Consider the following 26,074-nt stretch of genomic DNA (forward strand, 5'->3'; position numbering starts at 1 on the left):
TTATTTTCTCTCCTTTGAACGTAATGTTTTATCTTGTGTCTGCAAATAATCTGGTCTCGTCTCTAACATTGCCCTTGGTAACCGTGCTACTTCTTCTTTCCAATCTTTATAAAAAGCAGGAGCTAATGGAGTAAAATACGGGACTCCAACGCTTTTTAAATTGGCAATATGGATCGCTAATGTAATTAGCGCCAGAGTAATCCCATATAGTCCAAACATAGTAGCTGCTAAAATAAACCCAAATAACAAAAAACGAAATGTAATTGTTATGCTATACACAGGTAAAGAAAAGGTCGCAATAGCCGTGACAGCAATCACAATGACCATAAAAGGATTGACAATCCCAGCGCTTACCGCAGCTTCTCCAATAACAAGCCCCCCTACAATCCCAACGGTTTGTCCGATTTGTTTAGGTAACCGAAGTCCTGCCTCTCGAATTAACTCCATCGTTAACGTCATAATAATCGTTTCAATATAAGCAGGAAACGGAACCCCTTCTCTGGCTCCAGCGATCGAATACGCGAGATTAGATGGAATAAGCCCTTGATGATAGGAAACAAGCGCAACATATACTGCCGGAAGTAAGATTGCCATAAGTCCAGCTATCATACGAAGCCCTCTTAGTAAGGTGCCAATAATCCATCTTTCATAATGATCTTCCGGTGACTGAAAAATATCAACAATAACCATAGGTGCAATAACTGCAAACGGCGATCCATCTACTAAAATGACCGCCTTTCCTTTCGCTAAAGAAGCTATCGCTCTATCTGGCCTCTCTGTATTTAAAAATTGCGGGAAAGGAGACATATTATTATCCTCAAGTAGCTGCTCAATCTTTCCAGAGTCTAATATCATATCTGTTTCAATCGACTGCAATCGCCGCTTTAATTCTGCTACAATATACGGATTAATGATGTCTTCAATATAAATTAATGTAACTTCTTTTTGAGAACGCTTCCCCATAATATAAGATTGAAATCGAAGTTTCGGATCACGTAAGTCACGCCTGATTAACATTTTATTCGTTGCAATATCCTCAGTAAGTCCTACTTTAGGGCCTCGAATGATATTTTCTGTAATCGGTGGTTCTAAACTTCGTCTTTCCCATGCTCGACTATTAATCACTAGTGCATTAGGAATTCCATCAATTAAAACAATCGTATCCCCCACTAGAACGGAATTAATAACATCAGGGAGCATCTTCACTGTATTTACTTCTCCAATAGAAATAAATTTGTCTAATAAGGTTTGTATGATTGGGGCTTTATTCGGAATCTCTTCTTGTTGTAATGGACGGATAACAAATCGATAAACTAAATCTTTATCTGAAAGCCCACATAGAAAAATAACGGCACACCGAGTAGATGAACAAGAAAGTGCAAACTCTCGTACTGTTAAATCGTTGGGAGACTGCAGTGTATCTCGAATAGATTTTGTAATTGCAGATAAGTTTGCCTCTAAACTCGTCATCTTCCTCACCTAACTTTCCTCTCAAGATATTACCGTTATATTTCTCCATATCGGGAAAATGTATGCAATGAAAAAAGCTATCTCCCCCAAAGGAAAATAGCTTTTTTCATTGTATGCCATTCCTATTTCTCTAACACAGTAGAATTGCGCGCCACTTCAATGTTTCTAGTCACAATGCTCACTACTAACATAACAATAATATTTACCACTAATGCTACAATACCCACGTTTAAATCCTTAATATATTGCGGAAAGGATGGAAACATATTAGATATAGTCGAACCCGACAATGTAATATAAGCAACTACTAATAATCCAACTCCCATTCCAGCAATTGCTCCTTGTTTTGTTACAAACTGACGATGAAACAAACTACAAACTAGAGCAGGAAAAAGCTGTGTAACAATACTATATCCCATAAGAAGAAGTGCACCTATTGTTTCCCCGCCTTTAAATGTAAAGAAGACAGCAACAAGTGTCACGACAGGAACAAATAATTTTGCTGCTCTCGTTACCTGTTGATCCGATACGGATGGCGTGAGAACTTGATAAATATTTTTTGCAAGTAACGTAGAAGCTGCCATAACAAGCATAGATCCTGGCACCAAGGCTGTTAATAATCCAGCACTACCGATAACGCCAATAAACCACGGATCAAAGGTTTGAATAGCAAGGCGGAATAACGATAGATCTGCATCCGCTCCTTGTAATCCTGGTACTTGTAAAATAGCAGCGAATCCAGCAAAAAATACAAAGAGCAACACTAAAGAGTACAACGGCATAATCGCCGCATTTTTCCGAAAAACTTTTTCACTTTTTGCCGAAAAAGCTGAAGCGAATGTATGTGGCCACATATAAAAACCTAATGCCGTTAATATAATAGTAGAAACAAACCAAGAAATACTCATCCCTTCCTCAGGTAAAGCTAAAAACCCTGGCTTTGCTGCTTCTACCGCTTCAAACATGGGCTGAAATCCTCCGTAATAATGATACGGTAAATATATTCCTAAAAACATAACGATAAATAGAATCATAATGTCCTTTAATGCAGCTGTCCAAGCAGAACCGTGTATACCAGAAATCATCACATATATCGTAATCGTAATCGCACCGATCCAAACTGCAAAAACCGGTGACACTTTTCCATACGAAGCTTCTGAAACAATAATCCCCAGCCCTTTTAGCTGTAACACAAGATATGGAATAATAGAAACAACACCGATAATCGATACGATAATGCCGAGTGCCTGACTATTGTATTTTTTTGTAAAGAAATCCGGTTGCGAAATAAGCCCATGCTGCTTTGCATATTTCCAAACCGGCGGCAATAAAAAGTAAGATAAAATATAAGCTAGTGCCCCATATCCTAAAATATAAAATGTAGGGGCACCTTTACTATACGCCCAGCCACTACCTCCTAAAAATGTAAACGTCGTGTAAATCTCTCCTGCCATAAGAAGAAAGACGAAAATCGTTCCGAACCCTCTTCCTCCAACAGACCATTGTTCTAAGTTCATATCTTTCCCGCGTTGTGCTCGAATCCCTAAAAATAAAGAAAAACACAAAAATAAAGTAATAATGATAAGTGCTGTCATTCCGTTCCCCCCTTATTCGCAGGGTCTAACCAATATAGAAATCCCATACAAAAAGATGTAATAAACACAGAGAGTAAAATCCAAAACAATAAAAATGGCATCCCGAATACATAAGGAGTAATCGAATTTGTAAACACTGGGCCAACAACTAAACAAAGAACTGGAATAAGTGCTAGTACGTGTATTTTTTTCATCTCATTCTCCTTTTCTCATAACATTCAAAACAAATGAAACAAAAACTTCTACCCCAATTGGCAATGCATCTTCGTCAATTGTAAAACGAGGATGATGATGCGGGTATACAATTCCCTTTTCTTTATTTCCAGCACCAATAAAGAAAAATGTGCCCGGCGCTTTTTGTAAAAAGGCCGAAAAATCTTCTCCCGCCATCGTCGGCTGTAACCGTACTACTCGTTCTCTTCCGTAAAGCTCTAGTGCTGTCCGTTCGACAAGCTGTGTAACTTTTTCATCATTTACAACCGGACGATAGCCATACTCGTATGAAAATGTATAATTTGCGCCGTAAGAGTCTGTAATGTGTTTAACAAACTTTTCAATTCGTTGCGCAGTATGTTCTCGTAATTCATGCTTTAGGCTTCTTACCGTGCCTTCAATTGTTGCCTGCTCAGGAATTACATTGTGTGTTGTCCCTGCATGAAACTGCGTGACAGATAAAACGAGGGAATCTAACGGATTGGTGAGACGCGATACGATTTGCTGAAGCTGGGTAACTACTTGTGTACCAATAGCAATGCTATCTACTGTTTCATGCGGAATACCGGCATGTCCGCCCTTTCCTTCTATTGTAATTCTAAACACATCAGGCGCTGCCATCGCTGGACCATAAATGACACCAACCTTCCCCACTTCTAAAGACGCCCAAAGGTGTGCTCCAATAATATAGTCCACATTTTCCATCACGCCTGCTGCAACCATTTCTCCAGCACCACCTGGGAAATTTTCTTCAGCATGTTGAAATAGAAAACGAACTTCCCCTTTGATCTTTTCTCTTTGCTCTACTAGTGTATATACAGCGCCAAGGAGCATCGCAATGTGACCATCATGCCCACATGCATGCATCACTCCTGGATATGTAGAAACAAATTCAAACTGATTTTCTTCTTGGATGGGAAGCGCATCCATATCTGCACGAATCGCAATCACTTTCCCAGGGTGTTTACCAATCAATCTTGCCATGATGCTATACTTTGTCGGTCGTGAGAGTTCTAGATGAGGAATTGTTTGAAGTATGTCGTATATATACTGAGATGTTTTTTCTTCTTGAAAAGATAACTCCGGATACCTGTGAAAATGCCTTCTCCATTCTATTAATAGTTCTTTAGAAAGAACAATATCTTTTACTTCATCCATTTATCCTCTTCCTTTCTTCACCAAGTTAAATGTTATTATAACTTGAATCACCATCAAAATAAACAATATTCTGAATATTATTTATTTTGATCCTCACCGAATCTTTAAACGTCGTTTTTTCTGCCCCCTTCATCTAACCTCCTTGCTTTCTCTGAATTTCGAGGTGGAAATGTTCTCAATCCTGAATAACACAAAAAATAAAAAGCTATCTAAATAGATAGCTTTTTATTTTTATAGAATAGTAATTGCTTGTTTCCCCATTTGTTCCCATGCTCTTTCAAATTCAGAACGTGATACTTTTTTATTCGGATTGTTAGCTAACGGATCGTTCATATATACGTAGTTTTGATCATATCCAACAACTACTGTGCTATGCTCGTAATATGTAATTTTTATACCACCGTTATTTGTATTCCATGTTTCAAAACTACCTTCAGCTAGGGGTTGAAACGTTGTATTAGCAATTACCCATACCGGTGAACCTGAACTAATGACTTTATAAATATCCTGAATATCTTTTCCTGTTAAATCAATGGTTTTTTCAGGCATATACTTTTCGGCAAGTTTAAAAATAGGCTCATGATACACGCCATATCCAGGCTCAGCCTTCGTATAAATATTTCCAACAAATCCTTCGTGAGGATTTCCCCGAAGGTTATTTTCTTTAAATGGAACATGATTAATTTCACTTGCAAGTTGCATCTTATCTACTTGAACACCTTTATACTGCAATAACATTGCTAAACTTGTAACCTCACAACCTCGCTGTAGCTCAGGGAGTTGTTTTATGAACGGAACATTTTCAATCATAGCTGTTTCTTTCATATCAAATAAAAAATTCACTCGTAACTCTTGGACTTTTTGAAAAATTTTATTTTTCCCTACAAAAAGAACAGCAACAAGTATAATCCCTATCATACATATATATTTGAATTTCTTTAACATGTTCAAAACTCCATTACATCATTATTTTCATCTTTTATTGTACCTTTCTTCTGCCTAGTTTGCTAGAAAGATTATTTGAATTGTAATTCGACTTAATTATTTCAAAATTCTAACTTTTTATAACAAAAAGGAAAAATAATTATACATTTTCAGGATATTCTACTATACCCGAACATGTTTATGTGTTTTATTCACAAAACATGAAATCCAAAGAATCTAATTACAGTTGTCTATATCACCATTCTTACACCTAGAACATAAACATAATTGATTTCTATAGTGATATAAAGAAACTACTCTATTAGTATGTTTTTTCATCCCCCGCTGATGATTAGTGAAACGAATCAAGCTCAATATTCATTGAGAAAAACAAACAAGAGAAAAGTACGAGGTGAAGGGGATATGGATCAAACAAATACAGAGCAAACTAATTAAAAAGGACGATGAAAAGCAGACATTATAAACTTTGTGATATCTTGTACCAATTAAATATAAAAAATTGTCACATTTGAACAGCAACGAAGTATCACATTTAAAATATACTAAATATATAAAATATTTAGATATCTTACCTTGTGATAAGATAGTTTTTTTCTATTTCTTGGATATGCTGGTATAACTTTAATTATCTTAAAATTCCCACAATCATGGTTTCGTCTGGAAAATGGTTTACAATGTAATCAAGTTACAAATGATATTCACCTTAAAAAGTGTGCATTTGTGTCTATTTTTTAACAATCTAACAAAAACTATTGCCTTCTATAAATTAATAGGTTTATATTGTTTTATTGGCATAGTTTCAATCCAAGGAGAAAGGAGATTTTCAATCGTGCAACTAAAGAAATCGTTTTGGAAGTTGGCTTCACTTCTTCCTTTATCACTACTCTTGTTCCTCGGTGGCTGTGAGAAGAAACTTGCAGTATTAAACCCGCAGGGACCTGTTGCAAAAGCACAGTATGATTTGATCGTTTGGTCATTCGTACTTATGTTGTTGATTATTGCAATTGTATTTATCTTGTTTACAGTCATCTTGATTCGTTATCGTGAAAAACCAGAAAATATGGGCTATGAGCCACCTGATCAACACGGTAACACATTATTAGAAATTATTTGGACACTTTTCCCAGTTATTATCGTTATTGCACTGTCAATTCCAACGGTAAAAGCTACTTATGCATCGGAGGAAGTGCCAAAAGAGTCTAAACATATTAAACCAGTTGAAATTTATGTTACATCTGCCAACTGGAAATGGTTATTCAGTTATCCAGAGGAAAATATTGAAACCGTTAACTATTTAAATGTACCAGCTGGTACACCAATCCAATTTAAATTAACATCTGTTGGTCCAATGAACGCCTTCTGGGTTCCAGAACTTGGTGGTATGAAATACACAATGGACGGCATGATCATGGATTTATATTTACAAGCTGATAAACCAGGTTCTTACCTTGGTCGTAGCTCGAACTTCTCTGGTGAAGGATTCACTCACATGGAATTTGAGCTTGAAGCAAAGAAAAAAGAAGATTATGACAAGTGGGTAAAAGAAGTAAAAGAAACTGCTAAACCACTAACAGAAGAAAAATATAACGAAATCATTAAACCTGGTGTAGTAGGGCGTATGACATTCTCTAGTCACCACTTAAGTTATGTAGATCCAAAATCACTTGAGTATTGTGATTACAACTACTACAAAAACAAAAAGTAACAGATACTATTCCAACAGATTGGAGTGAACACAGTGAAGCTTGATGAATTTTTTGTCACAGGTGATCCGATTATTTACGGTGCTGACGCCTCTATTGTTCTTGTGACATTAGCGATTCTTTTCGTACTGACAAAGTACAAAAAATGGAGATGGCTTTGGGATGAATGGTTAACAACTGTTGACCATAAAAAAATTGGGACCATGTATATTATTTCTGCGGTTATAATGTTATTCCGCGGTGGTATGGATGGATTAATGATCCGTGCTCAATTAACTTTCCCAGAAACAACATATTTAGACGCTACACACTATAACGGAGTTTTTACAACGCATGGTACGGTTATGATTCTTTTCATGGCGATGCCATTCGTTCTAGGATTAATGAACGTCGTTGTACCATTACAAATTGGTGCTCGTGACGTTGCATATCCATTCTTAAACGCATTAAGTTTTTGGTTATTCTTTATCGGAGCAATGTTATTCAACATCGCTTTCGTTATCGGAGGTTCTCCAGACGCTGGGTGGACATCTTACTTCCCAATGGCTGGTACAGAATTCACACCTGGTGTAGGGAATAACTATTATGCAATTGCCCTGCAAATTTCAGGTCTTGGTACGTTAATGACAGGTATTAACTTCTTAGTTACAATCCTAAAAATGCGTACACCTGGTATGAAATTAATGCAAATGCCAATGTTTACATGGTCTATTTTAGTTACATGTATAATTATTATTTTCGCTTTCCCAGTATTAACAGTTGCTCTTGCATTAATGACATTTGACCGTCTATTCGATGCTCACTTCTTTACGATGGCGAGCGGCGGTATGCCAATGCTCTGGGCCAACTTGTTCTGGGTATGGGGTCACCCTGAAGTATATATCGTTATCTTACCGGCATTCGGTATTTTCTCTGAAATCATTAGTACATTCTCCCGTAAACGTCTATTCGGTTACAGCGCAATGGTGTACTCAATGATTGCAATTTCGTTACTAAGTTTCGTCGTATGGCTTCACCACTTCTTTACAATGGGATCTGGTCCAGCCGTTAACTCATTCTTCTCGATTTCGACAATGGCGATTTCGATTCCAACCGGTGTTAAAATCTTTAACTGGTTGTTTACACTGTATAAAGGACGTATTCGTTTTACAGTTCCAATGCTTTGGTCATTGGCATTTATTCCAAACTTCGTAATCGGTGGGGTTACGGGGGTTATGCTTGGAATGGCAGCAGCTGACTATCAATATCATAACAGCTACTTCCTAATTGCCCACTTCCACTACGTATTAATCGCAGGTACAGTATTCGCAATGCTTGCTGGATTTACGTTCTGGTATCCAAAAATGACTGGTCATATGCTAAACGAGCGCATTGGTAAGTGGACATTCTGGATCTTTATGAGTGGATTTAATATCTGTTTCTTCCCAATGTACTTCTTAGGTTTAGACGGTATGACTCGTCGTATGTACACTTACTCCGCTGATTTAGGTTGGGGTTGGATGAACCAAATCGCAACTGTCGGTGCATTAATGATGGGTGTTGGTTTCCTATTACTATGTTACAACGTAATTTGGAGTGCACGTCACGGTGAGCGTGATGTGACTGGAGATCCATGGGATGGCCGTACACTTGAATGGGCAACTCAATCTCCTGTACAACATTACAACTTTGCTAAACTTCCTGAAATTAAAGAAGCTGATGCTTTCTGGTTCATGAAGAAACGCGGAGAAACAATTACACCAAGAGCAGATGAATTAAAACCAATTCACATGCCAAGTAACTCTGGTGTGCCAATTATTATGTCTGCATTCTTTGGTCTTGCAGGTTTTGCATTAGTATTTAGCTGGTTCTGGATTGCAGCAATCGGCGGCGTTGGTATTTTAGCTTGTTTAATCTACCGTTCATTTGATTATGATGATGGTTACTACGTAAGCGTTGATGAAATTAAAAAAACAGAACATGTAGCATGAGAGGTGAAACGAAATGGCGGCTTTAGATAAAAGCTTACCTTTAGAATATCAATCTGAACAAAGCAGATTGAATATCCTAGGGTTCTGGATTTTCCTAGGGGCTGAAATTATGCTGTTCGCAACACTTTTCGCCTCTTACCTAGTCCTTGCTGGTCGTACGGCAGATGGTCCAACACCAGCACAATTGTTTGAAGTTAAAACACTTTTAATTCAAACACTCCTACTTTTAACAAGTAGTTTTACATGTGGGATCGCAATTCACGAAATGCGTAAACACAATCAAAAAGCTATGTTAGCTTGGTTTATCCTAACTTTACTTTTAGGTGCAGGCTTCCTATTCTTTGAAATTGAAGAGTTCATCATATACGCTGGTAAAGGTGCTACTATTCAAACTAGTGCATTCTTATCTGGATTCTTCGTTCTTCTTGGAACGCACGGTGCCCACGTAACAGGTGGTATCATCTGGGCAACTTGTGTTATTATCCAAATTTTAAAACGAGGTTTAACACCAGTTACAGCTCGTAAAGTATTTATTATTAGCTTATACTGGCATTTCCTTGATTTTGTTTGGATCTTTATTTACACACTAGTTTACTTGAACGGGATGGTGGCGTAATAATGGGTCAAAACAATACACAAGCAAATGGACACGCGCATAGCGGGTTTCCATGGTCACATGTTTTTGGGTTTATTTTATCGCTTGCACTAACGTTTCTTGCTTTATATGTGGCACTTTACACAACACTGCCGCTTTCAACAATATTAACAGCAATTATCGCAATGGCAATTGCGCAAGCTTTATTACAATTAATTATGTTCATGCACTTAAGAGAAGGAGAAGGTACAATTCAAATCATTACAATGATATACAGTTTCTTCGTTGCAATCGCAACAATCGGTCTTACTGTATGGATTTTCTTCTCTATGTAATGAACAGAAAATGGACTGCTGAGGTAACCTCAGCAGTCTTTTTATTTATCCCCCTCTTTTACCATCCGTATTACAGAAATTAAAACATTATCATCTAAACTAGACTTATTATGACAAATGTTAAGAAAACTCTTTCTTTATGAAATCGAGTTCACATGCATTGATTTTCTTCCTATAATATGGCTAAAATAAGTACTATATTATTTGAAGGGAGAGAACGCAGTGGAACATCATTCCTCAGTCCTATCACTTATGATTGTTGTCGCAATCGCGTTTTTCATTCCCCTTTTGTTACAACGCTTTAAGCTAAAAGCACTTCCTGTCGTAGTTGCAGAAATTATCGCAGGAATTTTTGTAGGAAAAAGTGGATTTAACGTTATTGAGCCAGATATGTGGCTTCAAGTTTTATCAACACTAGGATTTATTTTCTTAATGTTCTTAAGCGGTTTAGAAATCGATTTTTCTATCTTTAAACAAAAAGGGAAAAAAAATACGACGAACGAACCAAACACGTTCCAAGTAGCAAGCATTATCTTTTTATTCATTTTCATCTTATCCTACGCTATATCACTTATATTCGTATGGCTTGAATTTGTAGATAGTGCCTTATTTATGACATTAATTATTTCAACAATTTCTTTAGGTGTTGTTGTTCCAACATTAAAAGAAAATAACTTAGGGAAAACAGCAATTGGCCAAATCATTTTATTAGTTGCTGTTATTGCCGATTTAGTTACGATGATCCTACTTGCTGTATTCGTCGGATTGAACTCGGAAAGTGGTCAAAGCATGTGGCTTCTTCTCGTTCTATTTGGCGCAGGTATTGTAATTTACTTTGTGGCAAGACGCTTTAAAAATATTCCATACTTGGAAAACCTAAAAGCTGGTAGTGTACAAATTGACACCCGTGCTGTTTTTGCACTCATTTTAATCTTAGTCGGATTATCTGAATCTGTTGGTGCGGAAAATATTTTAGGGGCCTTTTTAGCAGGTGTGCTTGTATCCTTATTATCACCAAATGAAGATATGGTAGAAAAGCTTGATTCCATCGGATATGGTTTCTTCATCCCAATTTTCTTCGTTATGGTTGGTGTTAATTTAGAAGTATGGTCTATTTTTAAAGAGCCTTCTAGTATGCTAATGATTCCGATTTTAATTGTCGGACTCTTTATTTCAAAATTACTGCCATCACTTGTACTAAGAAAATGGTACCCACGTAATATTGTATTAGGAAGTGCGATTTTATTAACATCAACACTTTCATTAGTTATCGCCGCAGCACAAATTGGTGAAAAACTAAACATCATTAGTCCGAGTCTATCCGCTTCACTTATTTTAAGCGCAGTTATTACATGTATTTTTGCACCTGTATTATTTAAAAAGATGTTTCCAAAGGTGGAAACACCAAAACCAAGAGTTTCAATTATTGGTGCAAGTCGAATCACTCTTCCACTATCACTCGATTTAAAGCGCGAAGACTATGATGTGACACTATACATGATGCGCCAAAATAAAGTAAATGCAGAGGAAGCAAAGTCTCATGACTTCCCGATTGTAAAACTAGATACAATCACAATAGAACTATTAGAAGAACAAAAAGCATTCGATGCAGATCGAGTTGTCGTTGCAACAAGTGATGATGAACAAAACTTATTATTAGCAGAGCACGCTAAAGAATTAGGTGTTGAACATGTTATTGCAAGTGTAGAAGATCCACTTCTACAAGAAAAAGCAACGCAAGAACATATTGCCGTATTCTCGACCATCAACTCTACACGAATTTTATTACGTGCACTCATCGATAGACCAAGTCTCGTTCGTTTAATTACAACAGCAAATGAAACAGTTCGTGAAGTTGAATTACGCAGTAATAAATATAACGGCTTACCGCTTCGTCGCTTACCATTCCTAGGTGACGTGCTCATCATTCAAATTTACCGTGGTAATCAAGCACTCGTACCACATGGTGATACTAAATTACAAAATGGTGATACACTCCTTGTAACAGGATCAAAAGAGCACATTGATACAATGAAAAACATACTGGAATAACAGAAAATCCCCGCTCAACATTGAGAGGGGATTTTCTAATTACATAAGAATTACTAAATCATACTATAAAACCTTTCTTTTTAGATGGAAGAGAGCATCCGGCCGTGCATAGAAGCGGTCAGACCCTTTTTTAGCCCCATGCCATGTAAAACAAAAAGAGAAAACAAGTACAGTTCTTTTGTTCCTTCATACCATAGATTTATATGTTGAAAATCAAAATGGACATATGTTTTCAAGTTTTTTCTTAAAATTCTCATTTTTACATGGTAAAATATTACTATCATATATTATGGGGATGAATCACACTATGTCTATTTCAACTTTAGCTCTTTTATTATTGGCAGAGGTACTCGTTGCCATTATTCTTATTGGCATTAGCATTGAAATTTGCAGCTATGGATGGAAGAAATCCAATGGCACGAAATACTTTTGTCTCTTTCTTTCCCTTCTCATTGGTACTAGTAGCGTATTAGGCCTTTGTGTTGCGCCGGCCTATTTTTTTCTGCAACTTATTGAGAAATCCTCATAAGAAAGGACAATAATATGATTACAATCAAACATATTGATGCCTCTGAAACATATAAACTACGGCAAAATATTTTGCGACCGAATCAACAGTTAGATGATTGCAAATATCCATCTGATTATGAAACAAATTCCTTTCATCTCGGTGCCTTCTTAAATGATGAACTCATTAGTATAGCTTCTTTCTCATCTGAAGCAGAGCCTTCCTTACAAGGTAATAACCACTATCGTTTACGAGGTATGGCTACAATGCCTACCTTTCGAAAACAACATGCTGGTAGTTCATTAATCCAGCAAGCTGAAGTAATCTTAAAAGAGCGTCAAGCAGATCTATTATGGTGTAATGCTCGTATTACCGTTGCAGATTACTATAAACGATTAGGATTTCTTGAGTATGGCGAGATATTTGATATTCATCCCATTGGACTTCATAATTTGATGTATAAAACGTTATAAATCATAATATAGCCCTCTCCATATGGAGAGGGCTATATTATAATTCATTATCTTCATCTCTTATTGATTTTCTATAGTAATAGACATATAAAAAAGGAACTAAAGAACAAAGAAATACAATACTACCAATTACCCCTGCATCTAGTATAGAAGCATCAGGCGTTGCAATCATATGAATTCCCATGATAGCACCCGTAAGTATAATCGGAATAAGTAACAATTTAAAAAAATAGCTACGTTTTTCCGGCTCTCCGCTTTCATATACCTCAACTGATTGTTTTAGATTTAAAAAATTGACGGATAGGATCCCAACCATAAATAACATTAGTAAGTCAGAAATCCCTTCATATCCTGTCCCCTTTATAACATAGCGATAAAAAATCATACTTAGTATTATAAAATTCTGTAGCATAAATGCCATTCTAATATGTTTTAACCCTTGAACCATTAACCGTTCATCTTTCACGATTCTCATGGCTACCCTTCACTCCCTCTCCTCCCAAAATAAATCGTTTAACGTTTTATTTAGTGCATAACAAATATTTAAACATAACTCTAATGAAGGATTGTACTTCCCTTTTTCAATTAAACTAATCGTTTGCCTTGTAACTCCTACTTTTTCTGCTAATTGTTGTTGTGTTAAATCTAACTGAACACGAGCGACTTTTATCTTACTTACAGCCAATCCATGTCCCTCCTTCACTATTAATTGTAACATATATATTCCATTATTCAATTTATAAATTACAAAACAATCCCAATTTTCATTCTTTATAACTAATTTTAAACTTCTACAAATCAAACTTTCAATTTATCCCGCATTAACGGGCAGTAATACTCCCCTCAAAATTTGGCGGGAGCAATGTCCAGCTCTAGCCGCTTCCGCTTTTTTAAAGAATTTAGGTGGGAGATAAACTGCTCGTAAAAGCCCGATTGGTGAGGGCTGATAATCAGTGGGGGATGAAGAAAACCCCCACTGATTAAAGTTTCACTTTATTATACATGAAAAAAGGGTACTTCCTAAAAAAGGAGTACCCTGTACTATACAATTATAAGAACAAATGACAGCCAAATAAAATTGCAAAGAAATACAGAAGCGGATGAACTTCCCTTCCTTTCCCCTTCACAATTTTTAAAATTGGATAGATTAAAAATCCAAGTGCAATTCCGTTCGCAATACTAGATGTTAATGGAATCCCTACAAAAATTAAAAATGCCGGTAATGCATCTTCAAATTCACTCCAGTTAATATCACGAATGCTTTGTGCCATTAAACTCCCTACAATAATTAATGATGGTGCAGTAATTGCTGCTACACTCGATAAAGAAGCAATTACCGGACTGAAAAATGCAGTAACGATTGTTAAGCAAATGACCACAATACCTGTTAACCCTGTTTTACCACCTGCTGCAATTCCCGCTGACGATTCAATTGTTGCTGCTGTTGGACTTGTCCCAAACACAGCTCCTGTTGTACCACCGATTGCATCAGCAATAAATGCTTTACCGAAACGTTTTTCAGCATTATCTGTATTTAAACCCGCTTGTTTAATGAGACCAAGCAAAGCCCCTGTTGTATCAAATAATAATACAAGTAAAAATGAAAAAACAACGCCGTACAATCCATATTCAATTACATCAGAAAATGCAGCCATCGGATTCGAAACAATGATTCCTTTTGGTAAGTGAGGAATCGCTGCAATTTGATTACCAAACTTCAATTGTCCTGTAAAGAAGGCAATTATTCCCGTTACGATCATACTTATAAACAGCGCACCACTCACACGCAATGCCATTAACACTGCTGCTAATGCTAAACCAACTAGTGTTAAAATAACAGCTGGTGAATGAAAATCTCCAATTGTAACTAAATTAGTTGGATGATCCACGATAATCCCAGATAAACGAAGACCAATGAAAGCAATAAATAACCCAATTCCACCTGCAATTGCCTGTTTTAAACTGTCTGGAATTGCGACAATAAGTTTCTGACGAAATGAGGTGAAAGATAATAGAAGAAAAATAATACCTGTGACAAATACCGCCGAAAATGCAACGACATATGTAATGCCTTCTGCCTTTTGTACAACAGAATAAGCAAAGTATGCATTCATCCCCATTGCTGGAGCAATAACAATCGGATAATTTGCTAAAAATGCCATACATAATGTTCCGACAACTGTTGCAATAATAGTTGCCGTAAATGCTTGATCAAATGGTACACCTGCATCTGCTAATATTTTCGGATTGATGACAAGAATGTACGCAAATGTAAAAAATGTTGTGATGCCAGCTAAAATCTCTTGCTTCACAGAAGTGTTATACTTTTGTAATTGGAACATACTTAGGTACCCTTCCTACACAATGAATTATTATCACACATTCTTTTCTTACTATTATGCGAGAAAATGTAATACTTAATCTTACCAACCAACAAAAAGAAGAGTCAATGTATTCAGTAATAGTTTGAATTTTAAGTTTAAGTCTGACGAATTATCAAAAAACATTTCTTTTTAGATGGGAGAGAGCATCCGGCCATGTATAGAAGCGGTCAGAGCCTCTTTTAGCCCCATGCCACGTTTTAAACAAAAAGAAAAAATGAGTGCAGGTCACCTTTTGTTAGACGTAGCTGTGACTTATATGTTGAAAAACCTAAAGGAAGTTATATGGACAAATTATATATATCAATTAAAAATTGACAGAAACCTTTTTTAGCTTAGGAGAACGCGTCCGTTCATGCATAGAAGCGATCCGGCCCTTTTTAGCTCCATGCTACGCTTAGAACAAAGAGAAAACAAAAATCCAAGTTATCCTCAATTGTATATTGAAAAATTCAAATGGTTTTATATAGTACAGCATACAATAATTGTTTTTGTAGCATAACAGACAGAAATGTTTTATAATTTAAAATAGTTGCACTTCAAGTAAGCGCATTCAATTTTTTCATCCTATAAGGAGGCTTTTTATGCAGCAAACAAACAAATCAGGAACTTTAAACCGCGGTCTAAAACAAAGACACATCACATTGATGTCTCTTGGATCCGCTATTGGCGTAGGACTATTTTTAGGATCTGCTTCCGCTATAAAATTAGCTGGACCTTCTATTCTATTAGCCTATATGATTGCTGGACTCGTTATCTTCTTCATTATGCGTGCTCTTGGAGAAATGGCAATTGAACAACCAGTTGCTGGTTCTTTTAGTAAATATGCACATGACTATTTAGGCCCGTTAGCAGGTTATATCACCGGTTGGAACTACTGGTTTTTATGGGTTATTACTTGTATGGCGGAGATTACTGCTGCTGGTATCTATATGGAATTTTGGTTCCCAGATATCCCGCGCTGGATTTGGGCATTAATGGCTCTTGTATTAATGAGTGCATTTAACTTTTTATCTGTCAAAGTATTTGGAGAACTTGAATTTTGGTTTGCTTTAATTAAAATTGTCACAATTATCTGTATGATTGTAATTGGGACAGGCATTATTCTATTTGGATTTGGAAATGATGGTATCGCGACTGGAATTTCAAACCTTTGGTCACATGGTGGCTGGTTCCCAAATGGTTTTTCTGGGTTACTTCTTTCCTTACAAATGGTTTTATTTGCTTATTTAGGAGTCGAACTTATCGGCGTTACAGCTGGTGAAGCACAAAATCCAAAGAAAACACTTGCAAAAGCAATTGATAACGTATTTTGGCGTATTTTACTCTTCTACGTTGGAGCCTTATTTGTTATGATGGCAATTTATCCATGGAATGAGCTTGGTGCTAAAGGAAGCCCGTTTGTATTAACATTCCAACAAATTGGTATAGCAAAAGCAGCAGGGATCATTAACTTCGTTGTTTTAACGGCAGCTCTTTCTTCTTGTAATGGTGGTTTATTTAGTACGGGACGTATGTTATTTACACTGGCACAGCAAAAAAAGGCACCTGAAAAATTCGGCCATTTAAATAAAAATGGCATCCCAAGTAACGGAATTATAGCGACTTCCTTAGTCCTACTCGTTGGTGTTATTTTAAACTACCTTGTTCCTGCAAAAGTATTTATATGGCTTACTAGTATTTCAACGTTTGGCGCGATTTGGACGTGGGGGATCATATTAGTTTCCCAAATCCGATTCCGTAAGGGGTTACCAGCACAAGCTAAGCAAAATTTAACGTATAAAATGCCGCTTTATCCGTTAAGTTCTTATTTTTCACTCGGTTTTCTTGCATTAGTATTAGGGATTATGGCTTATTCAGAGGATACACGAATCGCATTAATTGTTGGTCCGATTTGGTTGATTTCATTAGTAGTTGTATATTACTTAAAAGGGTTTCATAGGATAGCTGCTGCACAAAATTCAAAAATTAGCTAAATATGTTACCCCTTCCTTATATCGAGGAAGGGGTTTTCTTATTTTTCACACAAATATTTATCAACAAAATTCATGTTATTTTTACAAATTTTTTGTATATTTTACATTTTCCATCTTTATTTTCATAAAAAAATCCATTACATTATTAAGGCACATATATTTATTATTAGGGGGATTCTTCTATGAAGAACAAAAAATGGCTTAAACTTTCTTTAGCAACAGCAATTACACTCAGTATCGGAAGCACTTATATTCCACCTGCTTTCGCTGAAAGTTCTACAGATCCAGCACCTGAAATTGCTGCAAAAGTTGTAAATGAAAACAATGGGAAGAAAGTATTATTTGATAATACACATGGGCAAACAGCAGGTACAGCTGATTGGGTCATTGATGGTGGTTTTTCCGATTTTGGAAATGGTATTGCTAAAAATGGATATTTTGTAAAAGAGCTTCGCCAATCTACACCTATTACATATGAAAATTTAAAAGATTATAATGTATTTATCGTTCCTGAAGCAAATATTCCTTATAAAAAATCTGAACAAGATGCTATGTTACAGTATGTTAAAAATGGTGGTAGTATTTTCTTTATCGCAGATCATTATAATGCAGACCGAAATAAGAATCGCTGGGATTCTTCAGAGGTATTTAATGGATACAGACGTGGTGCATGGGACAACCCTGCAAAAGGTATGTCTAATGAAGAAGTAAACTCTCCAGCAATGCAAGGAGTAGCAAGCTCCGATTGGTTATCCCAAAACTTTGGTATTCGCTTTCGCTATAATGCGCTTGGAGATGTTTCTGCCAAAAATATTGTATCACCTGAACAATCCTTTGGTATTACGAAAGGTGTTTCATCAGTAGCTATGCATGCTGGTTCTACACTAGCCATTACAAACCCTAAATTAGCAAAAGGAATCGTATATCTTCCAGAAAACCCATCAAAATGGAATAACGCTGTTGATAGCGGTGTTTATAATGGTGGCGGTATTGAGGAAGGTCCTTATGCTGCAATTGCTAAAGTTGGCCTTGGAAAAGCAGCATTTATCGGTGATTCTTCTCCTGTTGAGGATGCCTCACCAAAATATGTTCGTGAAGATACAGGACAAGCAAAAAAAACATATGATGGATATAAAGAAGAAAATGATGCTATCCTGTTAGAAAACATTGTCAATTGGTTATCTAAACAAGAAACTTATACAAGTTTAGATCAAGTAAATGGCTTACAACTTGATACCCCGACACCTTTACAAACATTTGAACAACCTAATTTATCAACTGAGCCACAACCAGAACCTTGGAGCGCTCCAAATCAAGGATATCAATGGTTCAATACAAATACATTTAAACCAGGTTCATATGGATATGGTGGTACAGTAACTACACCTGTAAATAATTACGTAGTTACGCATCCTAGTATTCTGCCAAGCGATGCAGTATTTCAAGTGAAAATTCAATTAAATAACTTATTACCAAATACAACATATAATAATTACTCTCTAGGGATTTTCACAGCTGGAGGAACACAAGTTGCGAAAATACAAAATGAAAATGGTACTTGGCCTTCTAACTTTGGATATAGTAATGCATTCTCTTTCATAACAAACAGTCTAGGTTTTGCTGAAAAAGTAGTAAATGTACAACTCGCACCGAATACAACTGGGCAAGCCACTTTGCGTCTTCGTCAAAATACAACGACAAAATATAATGAAGCTGTCACTATTAATAATAAATAGTAAAAAAAGCAATCCTAAATGGATTGCTTTTTTTACTACTAATCTTTTTCTTTTGAGAAAAACATTCTAGAAATAACAATTCCGAGTCCACCGACAAGTAAGAATAATACGGCACGAATCATCATTGATACTTCTGGTAAATCTAAGAAGAATAACTTGCTCACTGTCACCACTAACACCACTAACCCCGCATACAGTATTTCATTCATTCCTCTATTACGCCCGAACCAAACTGCAACTAAAGCATATATCATCCATAAAAGAGAAACAGATACACTGATAATACTTCCGTTTGTTGAAAGAACCTCTCCGATTCTAGTAATCGTAATAAATACAAGTACCATAAAGCTGTACAGTGTGATCGAATACACATATTTTCCAAACTGTTGTAACATTGGTTTCACTCTCATCATGCCATAATAAAATGTTCCAATCAAAATGAAATGGGCTACAAAAGCAGCTGACATAAATGTTTCAAATGGACTAACAAGTGTCTGAAGCATGCCAATCGCATAAATGACAGCACTTATATAAAACTTAATTTCTTGTTTCAATTTCACAGAAGTAACAACACCTAAGAACCCTTGTAACAGTAGTACAATTGATCCATTTACTAAGCTGAACTCATATAAAATCGCTAAACTAAACGATCCCATCGCAAATCCAAATAAAAGATCAGTAAATAATGATTTTCTATTTTTCCTATATTCAGCCGCGAACATTACAGCGTGTACAACTGTACTAATCAATAGCCCCCATGTTGTAAAGTCCGGAATTTTTACAATCGCTAAAATAAAGAAGATTGCATTCGCACTAAACAGCGCCATTCTAGGCTGATAAATAAAACTTTGATTCATAAACATATGCCAAAAAATCATAAGGTGAATGAATCCATAAACAACTGTTAATTGCACATTTAAATTTCCTAGTAACACCGTCATAATTACAAAGAAGACAAATGTTACAATTACAGAGACACAATAAGACACCATATATAAATATTGATAACGGTTTTTATACGCATACCATAATAAACTAACCGTTAATATTGTTTCATATCCAAAGAAAATGTAAGAATTAGGTGTTGTACTATTTAATAAGAACGGTACAAAAAAGGCACCTACCGCTACAAATATAGCGAGATACTCTGATTGATATCGCTTAGCGAGATAAATGCCAAGTATAATCCAAATAATATTAAGTATAAATGCAATGCTTGCCGGAAAGAAGTGATACAAATAATGCGCAGCAAATGTCGTTAAAACAATGCCTGTAACACTGCCACCAGCTAGTACTAATCCTAACGCTTGACGTTCCTGTTTTATTTGCATATCACCTACATAGTACAAACCAACTGATAATACTACGCCAAATACAATACGAATTGCTGGAGTAAGTAATCCTGCATCTACTCCCGCTTTAAATAGCCAAATTACCCCAAGAAGCATAATTGCAACGAAAATACGTGGTAGCCACGTTTGACAAAATTTTATAATATCAAATGGTTCAGGTTTAAACGCAGATATATCTACTTGTTTTTCTTCTGGTTCCTCCACACTTTCTTGACTCACAACTATTTCTTCTATTCGTACATTTTGTTTCGTAATACTGACTTCTGGTTTTTCTTCAATAGATTCCCGTTTCCTCTGCTCTCTCTCTTGTTGAATTTTTTCTTCCTCTATCTTCCTTTGTTGTGCCTTTAATTCATAGAGCGCCTCTTGTATTGTATCAATTGCTGTTTCTAACGCTTCTATTTTTTTATTTACATCCTGTTTCATTCGCTCCCTCCTTTAATCATGCTGCTAAAATGGTAACATATATATAATTGGTTAAATTACCCATCCCTTACATCATATCATACTATTAGCTTATTCATTTTTTAAGAGAATTTTTACTGATTTTGATTACAATGACAAAGAAATATGGTTTATAGGCGAATTAGATTAGACAAAAAAGGCGTTTTCCAGTGGAAAACACCTTTTTCTTCTAACCCTTTTTATTCATACAAACACTTACAATCATTCCCAAACAGCCACCTACAATGGCTGGAATAATCCACCCTACTCCTTCTGTATACAAAGGAATATGTTCTAATATAGGTGTCCATTTTGAAAGTAACACGTTACGATTGAAAATATCTATTCCACTAAATACTGCTACTAGTACAATGGTCACTGGATATATATACGTATACTTACCAATATACTTATGACATAGCCCTAAAAGAATAAGCGTTAAAGCAATCGGATAAATGAATCCAAGAATGGGAACTGATACCTTTAAAATTTGTGTTAACCCTAAATTGGCCAGAATCATACTAACGATACTTAAGACACAAGCCCACACTTTATAAGAGATTTTTGGAAATACTTCTGCGAAAAACTGACTACAAGATGTAACAAGACCAATCGATACACATAAACAAGCAACAGTAAAAATAATTCCTAATAATACCATACCGCTTTGTCCAAATAATGTAGTCATCACATGAGCTAATACTTGAGCTCCGTTATCAAACTTTCCAAGTGAGCCACTTATTGATCCCACATATCCCAAAATAACGTAAATAAGAGATAATAAGAAACCAGCGCCGATACCTGCCATGCTCATATACTTTGCTAAGCCTTTTTCATCCTGTACTCCTTTGGCACGCAAAGCATTTGCCACAACAATTCCAAAGATTAACGCAGCTAGTGCATCCATCGTTAAATACCCATCTAAAAACCCTTGAAATACCGCAGACTGCTTATAGTTCCCTATTGGTACTTGAACATCTCCTATTGGTGTAATCATGCTCTTTATAAAAATAAGAGCAATCAAACATAATAATAAAGGTGTTAACAGCTTTCCAAACAGCCCCATCAATTTTGATGGTGATAAACTTAACCAATATACAACGCTAAAAAAAATAACTGTATAGATGAGTAGTAATACACTCTCCGCCTCTTGGAAGAACTGACCTGGTCCCATTTCAAAAGCTAAACTTCCAGCGCGTGGTATACCTAACCCCGGACCAATAAACAAATAAATTAAACACGGAAAAATAATCGCAAAAGAAGAATGTACACGATTGGCTAATCTTTGAAAACTTCCAGCTTTAGCAATTGCCATTACACCTAATATCGGAAGTCCAGTTGCTGATATAATAAAGCCGAGCAATGCAATCCACACATGATCCCCTGCTTCATATCCAAGGAAAGGCGGAAAAATCAAATTTCCAGCTCCGAAAAACATGGAAAATAACATCAGACTCATAAGCAAAATTTCTTTTTTCTGTAACAATTTCATTTCTTTCTCCTTCTTTACTTTCAATAAGGTAGAACCCTTTTCATCCTATATACATCCATTTTGTTTTTTCAACATATAAGTTGTGGCTACGAAAAGCAAAAAATGGCCCACTCTCATTTTCTCCCTTTGGTTTTACTTGACATAGGACTAAAAAAGGCCCTAACCGCTTCTATCCATAGGTGGATTCTCTCTCCCTCCTAAAAAGAACAGAGTATATCGATTTTCCAACTACTTGTAATCAGTTTCAACATATAAATTGTAGCTATGTAAACAAAAGCAGACCTCCACTCATTTTCTCCTTTTGTTTTCCATGGCACGGGGCTAAAAAAGGCCCTGACCGCTTCTATCCATGGCCGGATCCTCTCTTCCATCTAAAAAAAGAAAGATTCTATATGTTTTTTTAATTTTTTTGCACTTATACGCTAAAACAAACATAGTCCATAGTCTATCACAAAAGAAATCCCCATTCTATATCCGCTCTGTTTTCCAATTTCTTCTGAAAAATCGACCTTTATTGACATTCAATAGTTAATAAAGTAAAATATTAAATATACAAAACTATTAACTTTGTTTTTGTTTGTGTCAGGAGGAAACTTAAATGGAATCAGCGATACAACTTGAGAAAAAACAAAAAAGAAACAAGAAACATCCTCCAGGTTTATACTTACTCTTCTTCACAGAAATGTGGGAACGATTTAGTTACTATGGATTACGAGGATTACTAACATTATACTTAACGACAGCTTTAGTAAGCGGTGGTCTTGGGTTTAGTCCCGCGTGGGCACTTTCTATCTATGGCTTTTATACTGGAGCATGTTACTTTACTCCAATGATTGGTGGATACTTAACCGACCGTTTTCTCGGTAGACGCTTAGCCATCACTATAGGTGGCGTAACAATGGCAATCGGTAACCTTACACTCTTTGCCCTGCAAAACCAAGTCGGCCTATACCTCGGACTCGCGCTTATTATTATTGGTAATGGTTTCTTTAAACCAAATATTTCTACGCTTGTCGGAGAACTGTATGAAGAAAATGATCCAAAACGTGATAGTGCATTTACCATTTTCTATATGGGTATCAATGTCGGTTCATTCTTAGCTCCACTCGTTTGCGGATTTTTATCAGAAAATTTATTCAAAACAACAGTAGATGGCGTTGTTCATTACGGCTTCCGTTACGGATTCTTAGCTGCTTCAATCGGTATGATTATTGGACAAATTTTATTTACAACATTGTCTAATCGCTACCTTGGTGATCTCGGTAAAAAACCAACAAGAGATTTACAAGCAGCATCAGGGAAACAAACAGCTGGTAATACACCACTCACTAAAAAAGAAAAGCAACATACAGCAGTTATCGTTATTCTAACTTGCTTCGTTGTCTTCTTCTGGGCTGGTTTTGAACAAGCTGGTAGCTCGTTAACATTATATACAAACAAGTTTGTTGATCGTTCTGTATTCGGATGGGAAATCCCAACATCTTGGTTCCAATCAGTCAATCCACTATTTATCATTTTGCTTGCCCCTGCTATTTCAGCACTATGGGCTAAGCTTGCTACAACAAAACGTGGAGATTTAAAAATCCCAACAAAAATGGGACTCGGTATGATTTTACTTGGAATCGGTTATATCGTTCTTGTTATCGCTACATTAAAAACAGGTAGTGATGAACACAACATTACAGAGCAAGCAAACCTATTATTTATTGTTTTTACTTATCTTTTCCATACATTAGGTGAATTGTTCTTATCACCTGTTGGGTTATCAATGGTCAGTTCCCTTGCCCCAGTAAAACTCGCTTCATTACTAATGGGTGTTTGGTTAGCTAGTTCAGGGATCGCTAACATTTTAGGGGGCCAACTCGCTAGTTTTACAACTTCACTTGGATATTCAGAAGTATTCACTGTTATAGGAGCTGTCGCTATTGTTTTAGGATGTGTTTTATTATTACTTTCTAAAAAACTAGTAAAATGGATGGACTAAAAAAGCTGAGGGATTACTCCCTCAGCTTTTTATTTTCTTAGTCTGAACAAAATCACCTGTAACAACAAAACGCTTCGAGTTATCCGATACAGACACACATGTAATAAGTGTAACTTCCGTTTTCCCGTGATCTTCTACTACTTCCCATTTATCAGGTGTTACTTCTGTTACATTCGTCACAGCGTACTCATATTCATTTTCATTATCATACAGATAAATTTTATCGTCCTTCTTCAATGATGCTACATCACTAAATAGAACACCTTTTTTTGACATATTATGCCCTGCTAATGCATAATTTTCTTTTCCCATTTCCTGATTCTCTTTTACAGTTGCTGCTCCTGATAATAAATTTTTCTCAGTAGAAGCTTTTAAAATTGGTAGTTTCAATGAAATACTTGGAATCTCAATACGACCAATTACTTGGTTTTTATCTAATGATGCATTCGCTACCTCTGATAAATCAGGTTGGTTAATTTTAGATGCATCTACAAATTGTGTATCCTGTTTTTGATATTCCATCTTCTGAACAGCTTGTACATTTTCTGTTTGCTTCTTCTCTGCCATATATCCGTCATAAAATGGCTTACCAATTAAAATACCACCTACAACAAATAAAAGAACTGCTAGTATACTATATATTCTCCTCTTATTCATGCATAATCCCTTTCCTTTACAGAATCTTACTTCTATATAAGATGATAAAGTAAGATAGCTTTATGTACAAGTGTTAGACGGAAGGAAGAAGCTTATTGACCACCTATATGATAAAAACTTAACATTCCATCTGCATGCACATCATTTCCTGTCCATAATATACTTACAATCATCCCACCACACAGCAACACTTTTTTCGGTTTCCCACTCCCCTTATTCGATAAGTTCCATGTCTATCATAAGAAAGATTTGTAAACCTTCCCTTCAGTATGCGTTAATTTTTTGTAAAAAGTAGAATAAAAAAAAGACGTGCACGTAGCACGTCTTTAAGCAATTTTATTTCGATAAAGTGAAATATGGAATACAGTCATTTGTATAAAGAAGATTAAAAACACAACATATAATGGGTACGCAGGAATATACGGAGTTGCAATCGGATACATCACAAGCAATGCAGCTGCAGTCGGTATAACATACCAAAGCGCTATAAAAGTCGTACGACATGCTTTTGCTGTAATGATTTCTTCCCGCTCATCATCTTGTGGAAATAACAAAGGAAACATCCAAAAAGATAATTTCTTATATTTCTTCTTTTGAACTTTATAAAAAATAGTTGATATAACAGCTACAATCAATAACAATAAAAACGGTATGATATTTATTATTATCTCAAATGGTACCTTCTCACTTTGAATAATATTTGCAAGCTCTATAACAGCATAATAGAGTTCAATAAACGCCCAACTAGCTAACCCAATAAATAACACATTCACCACGTAAGACAAAATGATTCTATTCATCTTCTTCTCCCTCCTTATTTAAAACAAACACATCCTCCATCTTTAAATCAAATACATCACAAATCGTCAGTGCTAATAACAACGATGGAACGTAATCACCCTTTTCAATTGCTGCAATTGTTTGCCTTGTTACGCCAACCTTTTCAGCTAATACACTTTGCGTGAAGTTAAAACGAGCTCTCAGCTCCTTTACTCTATTGCAAATGGTCAAATTTACCACCTCTTACCTTTATTG

23 protein-coding genes are annotated in these 26,074 nt (G+C 36.0%); 10 read left to right on the top strand and 13 right to left on the bottom strand.

Going from position 1 to position 26,074, the window contains the following annotated elements; genetic code table 11:
* The 5 genes from AAIE21_RS25740 to AAIE21_RS25760 form a co-directional block, all read right to left on the bottom strand.
* Complete coding sequence (locus AAIE21_RS25740) at positions 1–1,470, bottom strand: spore germination protein (protein WP_343269358.1); 1,470 nt, start codon at positions 1,468–1,470, stop codon at positions 1–3.
* A gap of 122 nt (positions 1,471–1,592) precedes the next feature.
* On the bottom strand, positions 1,593–3,065 hold the full coding sequence (locus tag AAIE21_RS25745) for a sodium:solute symporter family protein (RefSeq protein WP_343269317.1): 1,473 nt from the start codon (positions 3,063–3,065) through the stop codon (positions 1,593–1,595).
* Positions 3,062–3,259 carry a DUF3311 domain-containing protein gene (locus tag AAIE21_RS25750; protein ID WP_343269318.1) on the bottom strand — a complete coding sequence of 66 codons (198 nt, stop codon included), beginning with the start codon at positions 3,257–3,259 and terminating at the stop codon, positions 3,062–3,064. The genes AAIE21_RS25745 and AAIE21_RS25750 overlap by 4 nt, the downstream gene beginning before the upstream one ends.
* Position 3,260: 1 nt before the next feature.
* Entirely contained in the window at positions 3,261–4,436 is a 1,176-nt protein-coding gene (locus tag AAIE21_RS25755) for an amidohydrolase (RefSeq protein WP_343269319.1), read from the bottom strand.
* Positions 4,437–4,667: 231 nt separating this feature from the next.
* Entirely contained in the window at positions 4,668–5,381 is a 714-nt protein-coding gene (locus AAIE21_RS25760) for a C39 family peptidase (RefSeq protein ID WP_343269320.1), read from the bottom strand.
* Positions 5,382–6,210: 829 nt separating this feature from the next.
* Between AAIE21_RS25760 and qoxA the strand changes: the two genes are divergently transcribed.
* The 7 genes from qoxA to AAIE21_RS25795 all read left to right on the top strand — a co-directional run bounded on the left by qoxA (position 6,211) and on the right by AAIE21_RS25795 (position 13,017).
* Positions 6,211–7,086, top strand: a complete 876-nt coding sequence (gene qoxA / locus AAIE21_RS25765) for a cytochrome aa3 quinol oxidase subunit II (protein WP_343269321.1) — start codon at positions 6,211–6,213, stop codon at positions 7,084–7,086.
* A gap of 33 nt (positions 7,087–7,119) precedes the next feature.
* Positions 7,120–9,054 (top strand): cytochrome aa3 quinol oxidase subunit I, encoded by a 1,935-nt coding sequence (gene qoxB / locus AAIE21_RS25770; protein WP_343269322.1) that lies wholly within the window; start codon positions 7,120–7,122, stop codon positions 9,052–9,054.
* A gap of 13 nt (positions 9,055–9,067) precedes the next feature.
* Positions 9,068–9,670, top strand: coding sequence for a cytochrome aa3 quinol oxidase subunit III (qoxC, locus tag AAIE21_RS25775; RefSeq protein WP_343269323.1), 603 nt, complete (start codon positions 9,068–9,070; stop codon positions 9,668–9,670).
* 2 nt (positions 9,671–9,672) lie between these two features.
* Positions 9,673–9,984, top strand: coding sequence for a cytochrome aa3 quinol oxidase subunit IV (qoxD, locus tag AAIE21_RS25780; RefSeq protein ID WP_343269324.1), 312 nt, complete (start codon positions 9,673–9,675; stop codon positions 9,982–9,984).
* Between the two features lie 222 nt (positions 9,985–10,206).
* Positions 10,207–12,036: a monovalent cation:proton antiporter family protein gene (locus AAIE21_RS25785; RefSeq protein WP_343269325.1), complete on the top strand. Its 1,830-nt coding sequence runs from the start codon at positions 10,207–10,209 to the stop codon at positions 12,034–12,036.
* Positions 12,037–12,331: 295 nt separating this feature from the next.
* Positions 12,332–12,565 (top strand): DUF4022 family protein, encoded by a 234-nt coding sequence (locus AAIE21_RS25790; protein WP_343269326.1) that lies wholly within the window; start codon positions 12,332–12,334, stop codon positions 12,563–12,565.
* A 14-nt stretch (positions 12,566–12,579) separates the two neighbouring features.
* A complete protein-coding gene (locus AAIE21_RS25795; protein ID WP_343269327.1) occupies positions 12,580–13,017 on the top strand; it encodes a GNAT family N-acetyltransferase in 438 nt (145 codons plus the stop codon).
* Positions 13,018–13,054: 37 nt separating this feature from the next.
* Here AAIE21_RS25795 and AAIE21_RS25800 read toward each other — a convergent pair whose 3' ends face one another.
* The 3 genes from AAIE21_RS25800 to AAIE21_RS25810 form a co-directional block, all read right to left on the bottom strand.
* Positions 13,055–13,492 (bottom strand): hypothetical protein, encoded by a 438-nt coding sequence (locus AAIE21_RS25800; RefSeq protein ID WP_343269328.1) that lies wholly within the window; start codon positions 13,490–13,492, stop codon positions 13,055–13,057.
* A gap of 9 nt (positions 13,493–13,501) precedes the next feature.
* On the bottom strand, positions 13,502–13,702 hold the full coding sequence (locus AAIE21_RS25805) for a helix-turn-helix transcriptional regulator (protein WP_174100255.1): 201 nt from the start codon (positions 13,700–13,702) through the stop codon (positions 13,502–13,504).
* A gap of 364 nt (positions 13,703–14,066) precedes the next feature.
* Positions 14,067–15,359 (bottom strand): NCS2 family permease, encoded by a 1,293-nt coding sequence (locus AAIE21_RS25810; protein WP_343269329.1) that lies wholly within the window; start codon positions 15,357–15,359, stop codon positions 14,067–14,069.
* 623 nt (positions 15,360–15,982) lie between these two features.
* On the opposite strand from AAIE21_RS25810, the gene AAIE21_RS25815 reads away from it, so the two are divergent.
* The gene (locus AAIE21_RS25815; RefSeq protein ID WP_343269330.1) at positions 15,983–17,374 is read left to right on the top strand and encodes an amino acid permease; all 1,392 of its coding nucleotides are present in this window, start codon (positions 15,983–15,985) and stop codon (positions 17,372–17,374) included.
* Positions 17,375–17,556: 182 nt separating this feature from the next.
* Positions 17,557–19,110 (top strand): DNA-binding protein, encoded by a 1,554-nt coding sequence (locus AAIE21_RS25820; protein WP_343269331.1) that lies wholly within the window; start codon positions 17,557–17,559, stop codon positions 19,108–19,110.
* A gap of 38 nt (positions 19,111–19,148) precedes the next feature.
* Here the strand turns inward: AAIE21_RS25820 and AAIE21_RS25825 are convergent, their stop codons facing one another.
* Entirely contained in the window at positions 19,149–20,888 is a 1,740-nt protein-coding gene (locus tag AAIE21_RS25825) for a DUF2339 domain-containing protein (protein ID WP_343269332.1), read from the bottom strand.
* A gap of 208 nt (positions 20,889–21,096) precedes the next feature.
* The gene (gene brnQ1, locus AAIE21_RS25830) at positions 21,097–22,398 is read right to left on the bottom strand and encodes a branched-chain amino acid transport system II carrier protein BrnQ1 (RefSeq protein ID WP_343269333.1); all 1,302 of its coding nucleotides are present in this window, start codon (positions 22,396–22,398) and stop codon (positions 21,097–21,099) included.
* A gap of 598 nt (positions 22,399–22,996) precedes the next feature.
* Between brnQ1 and AAIE21_RS25835 the strand changes: the two genes are divergently transcribed.
* Positions 22,997–24,382 carry a peptide MFS transporter gene (locus tag AAIE21_RS25835; protein ID WP_343269334.1) on the top strand — a complete coding sequence of 462 codons (1,386 nt, stop codon included), beginning with the start codon at positions 22,997–22,999 and terminating at the stop codon, positions 24,380–24,382.
* Positions 24,383–24,403: 21 nt separating this feature from the next.
* On the opposite strand, the gene AAIE21_RS25840 is transcribed toward AAIE21_RS25835, so the two are convergent.
* The 3 genes from AAIE21_RS25840 to AAIE21_RS25850 form a co-directional block, all read right to left on the bottom strand.
* A complete protein-coding gene (locus AAIE21_RS25840) occupies positions 24,404–25,039 on the bottom strand; it encodes a class A sortase (RefSeq protein WP_343269335.1) in 636 nt (211 codons plus the stop codon).
* A 326-nt stretch (positions 25,040–25,365) separates the two neighbouring features.
* Complete coding sequence (locus AAIE21_RS25845; RefSeq protein WP_343269336.1) at positions 25,366–25,839, bottom strand: DUF2178 domain-containing protein; 474 nt, start codon at positions 25,837–25,839, stop codon at positions 25,366–25,368.
* Complete coding sequence (locus tag AAIE21_RS25850) at positions 25,832–26,059, bottom strand: helix-turn-helix transcriptional regulator (protein WP_343269337.1); 228 nt, start codon at positions 26,057–26,059, stop codon at positions 25,832–25,834. Before AAIE21_RS25850 ends, AAIE21_RS25845 begins: the two co-directional genes overlap by 8 nt.
* Positions 26,060–26,074 lie beyond the last annotated feature (15 nt).

It is taken from the genome of Paenibacillus sp. 102 (assembly GCF_039549175.1).
GTDB lineage: Bacteria > Bacillota > Bacilli > Bacillales > Bacillaceae_G > Bacillus_A.

Excerpts from the sequence above, each read along its gene's own strand:
- AAIE21_RS25740 (WP_343269358.1), bottom strand. The coding sequence starts at position 1,470 with ATGACGAGTTTAGAGGCAAACTTATCTGCAATTACAAAATCTATTCGA.
- AAIE21_RS25745 (WP_343269317.1), bottom strand. The coding sequence starts at position 3,065 with ATGACAGCACTTATCATTATTACTTTATTTTTGTGTTTTTCTTTATTT.
- AAIE21_RS25750 (WP_343269318.1), bottom strand. The coding sequence starts at position 3,259 with ATGAAAAAAATACACGTACTAGCACTTATTCCAGTTCTTTGTTTAGTT.
- AAIE21_RS25755 (WP_343269319.1), bottom strand. The coding sequence starts at position 4,436 with ATGGATGAAGTAAAAGATATTGTTCTTTCTAAAGAACTATTAATAGAA.
- AAIE21_RS25760 (WP_343269320.1), bottom strand. The coding sequence starts at position 5,381 with ATGTTAAAGAAATTCAAATATATATGTATGATAGGGATTATACTTGTT.
- qoxC (WP_343269323.1), top strand. The coding sequence starts at position 9,068 with ATGGCGGCTTTAGATAAAAGCTTACCTTTAGAATATCAATCTGAACAA.
- qoxD (WP_343269324.1), top strand. The coding sequence starts at position 9,673 with ATGGGTCAAAACAATACACAAGCAAATGGACACGCGCATAGCGGGTTT.
- AAIE21_RS25790 (WP_343269326.1), top strand. The coding sequence starts at position 12,332 with ATGAATCACACTATGTCTATTTCAACTTTAGCTCTTTTATTATTGGCA.
- AAIE21_RS25795 (WP_343269327.1), top strand. The coding sequence starts at position 12,580 with ATGATTACAATCAAACATATTGATGCCTCTGAAACATATAAACTACGG.
- AAIE21_RS25800 (WP_343269328.1), bottom strand. The coding sequence starts at position 13,492 with ATGAGAATCGTGAAAGATGAACGGTTAATGGTTCAAGGGTTAAAACAT.
- AAIE21_RS25810 (WP_343269329.1), bottom strand. The coding sequence starts at position 15,359 with ATGTTCCAATTACAAAAGTATAACACTTCTGTGAAGCAAGAGATTTTA.
- AAIE21_RS25815 (WP_343269330.1), top strand. The coding sequence starts at position 15,983 with ATGCAGCAAACAAACAAATCAGGAACTTTAAACCGCGGTCTAAAACAA.
- AAIE21_RS25820 (WP_343269331.1), top strand. The coding sequence starts at position 17,557 with ATGAAGAACAAAAAATGGCTTAAACTTTCTTTAGCAACAGCAATTACA.
- AAIE21_RS25825 (WP_343269332.1), bottom strand. The coding sequence starts at position 20,888 with ATGAAACAGGATGTAAATAAAAAAATAGAAGCGTTAGAAACAGCAATT.
- brnQ1 (WP_343269333.1), bottom strand. The coding sequence starts at position 22,398 with ATGAAATTGTTACAGAAAAAAGAAATTTTGCTTATGAGTCTGATGTTA.
- AAIE21_RS25835 (WP_343269334.1), top strand. The coding sequence starts at position 22,997 with ATGGAATCAGCGATACAACTTGAGAAAAAACAAAAAAGAAACAAGAAA.
- AAIE21_RS25840 (WP_343269335.1), bottom strand. The coding sequence starts at position 25,039 with ATGAATAAGAGGAGAATATATAGTATACTAGCAGTTCTTTTATTTGTT.
- AAIE21_RS25845 (WP_343269336.1), bottom strand. The coding sequence starts at position 25,839 with ATGAATAGAATCATTTTGTCTTACGTGGTGAATGTGTTATTTATTGGG.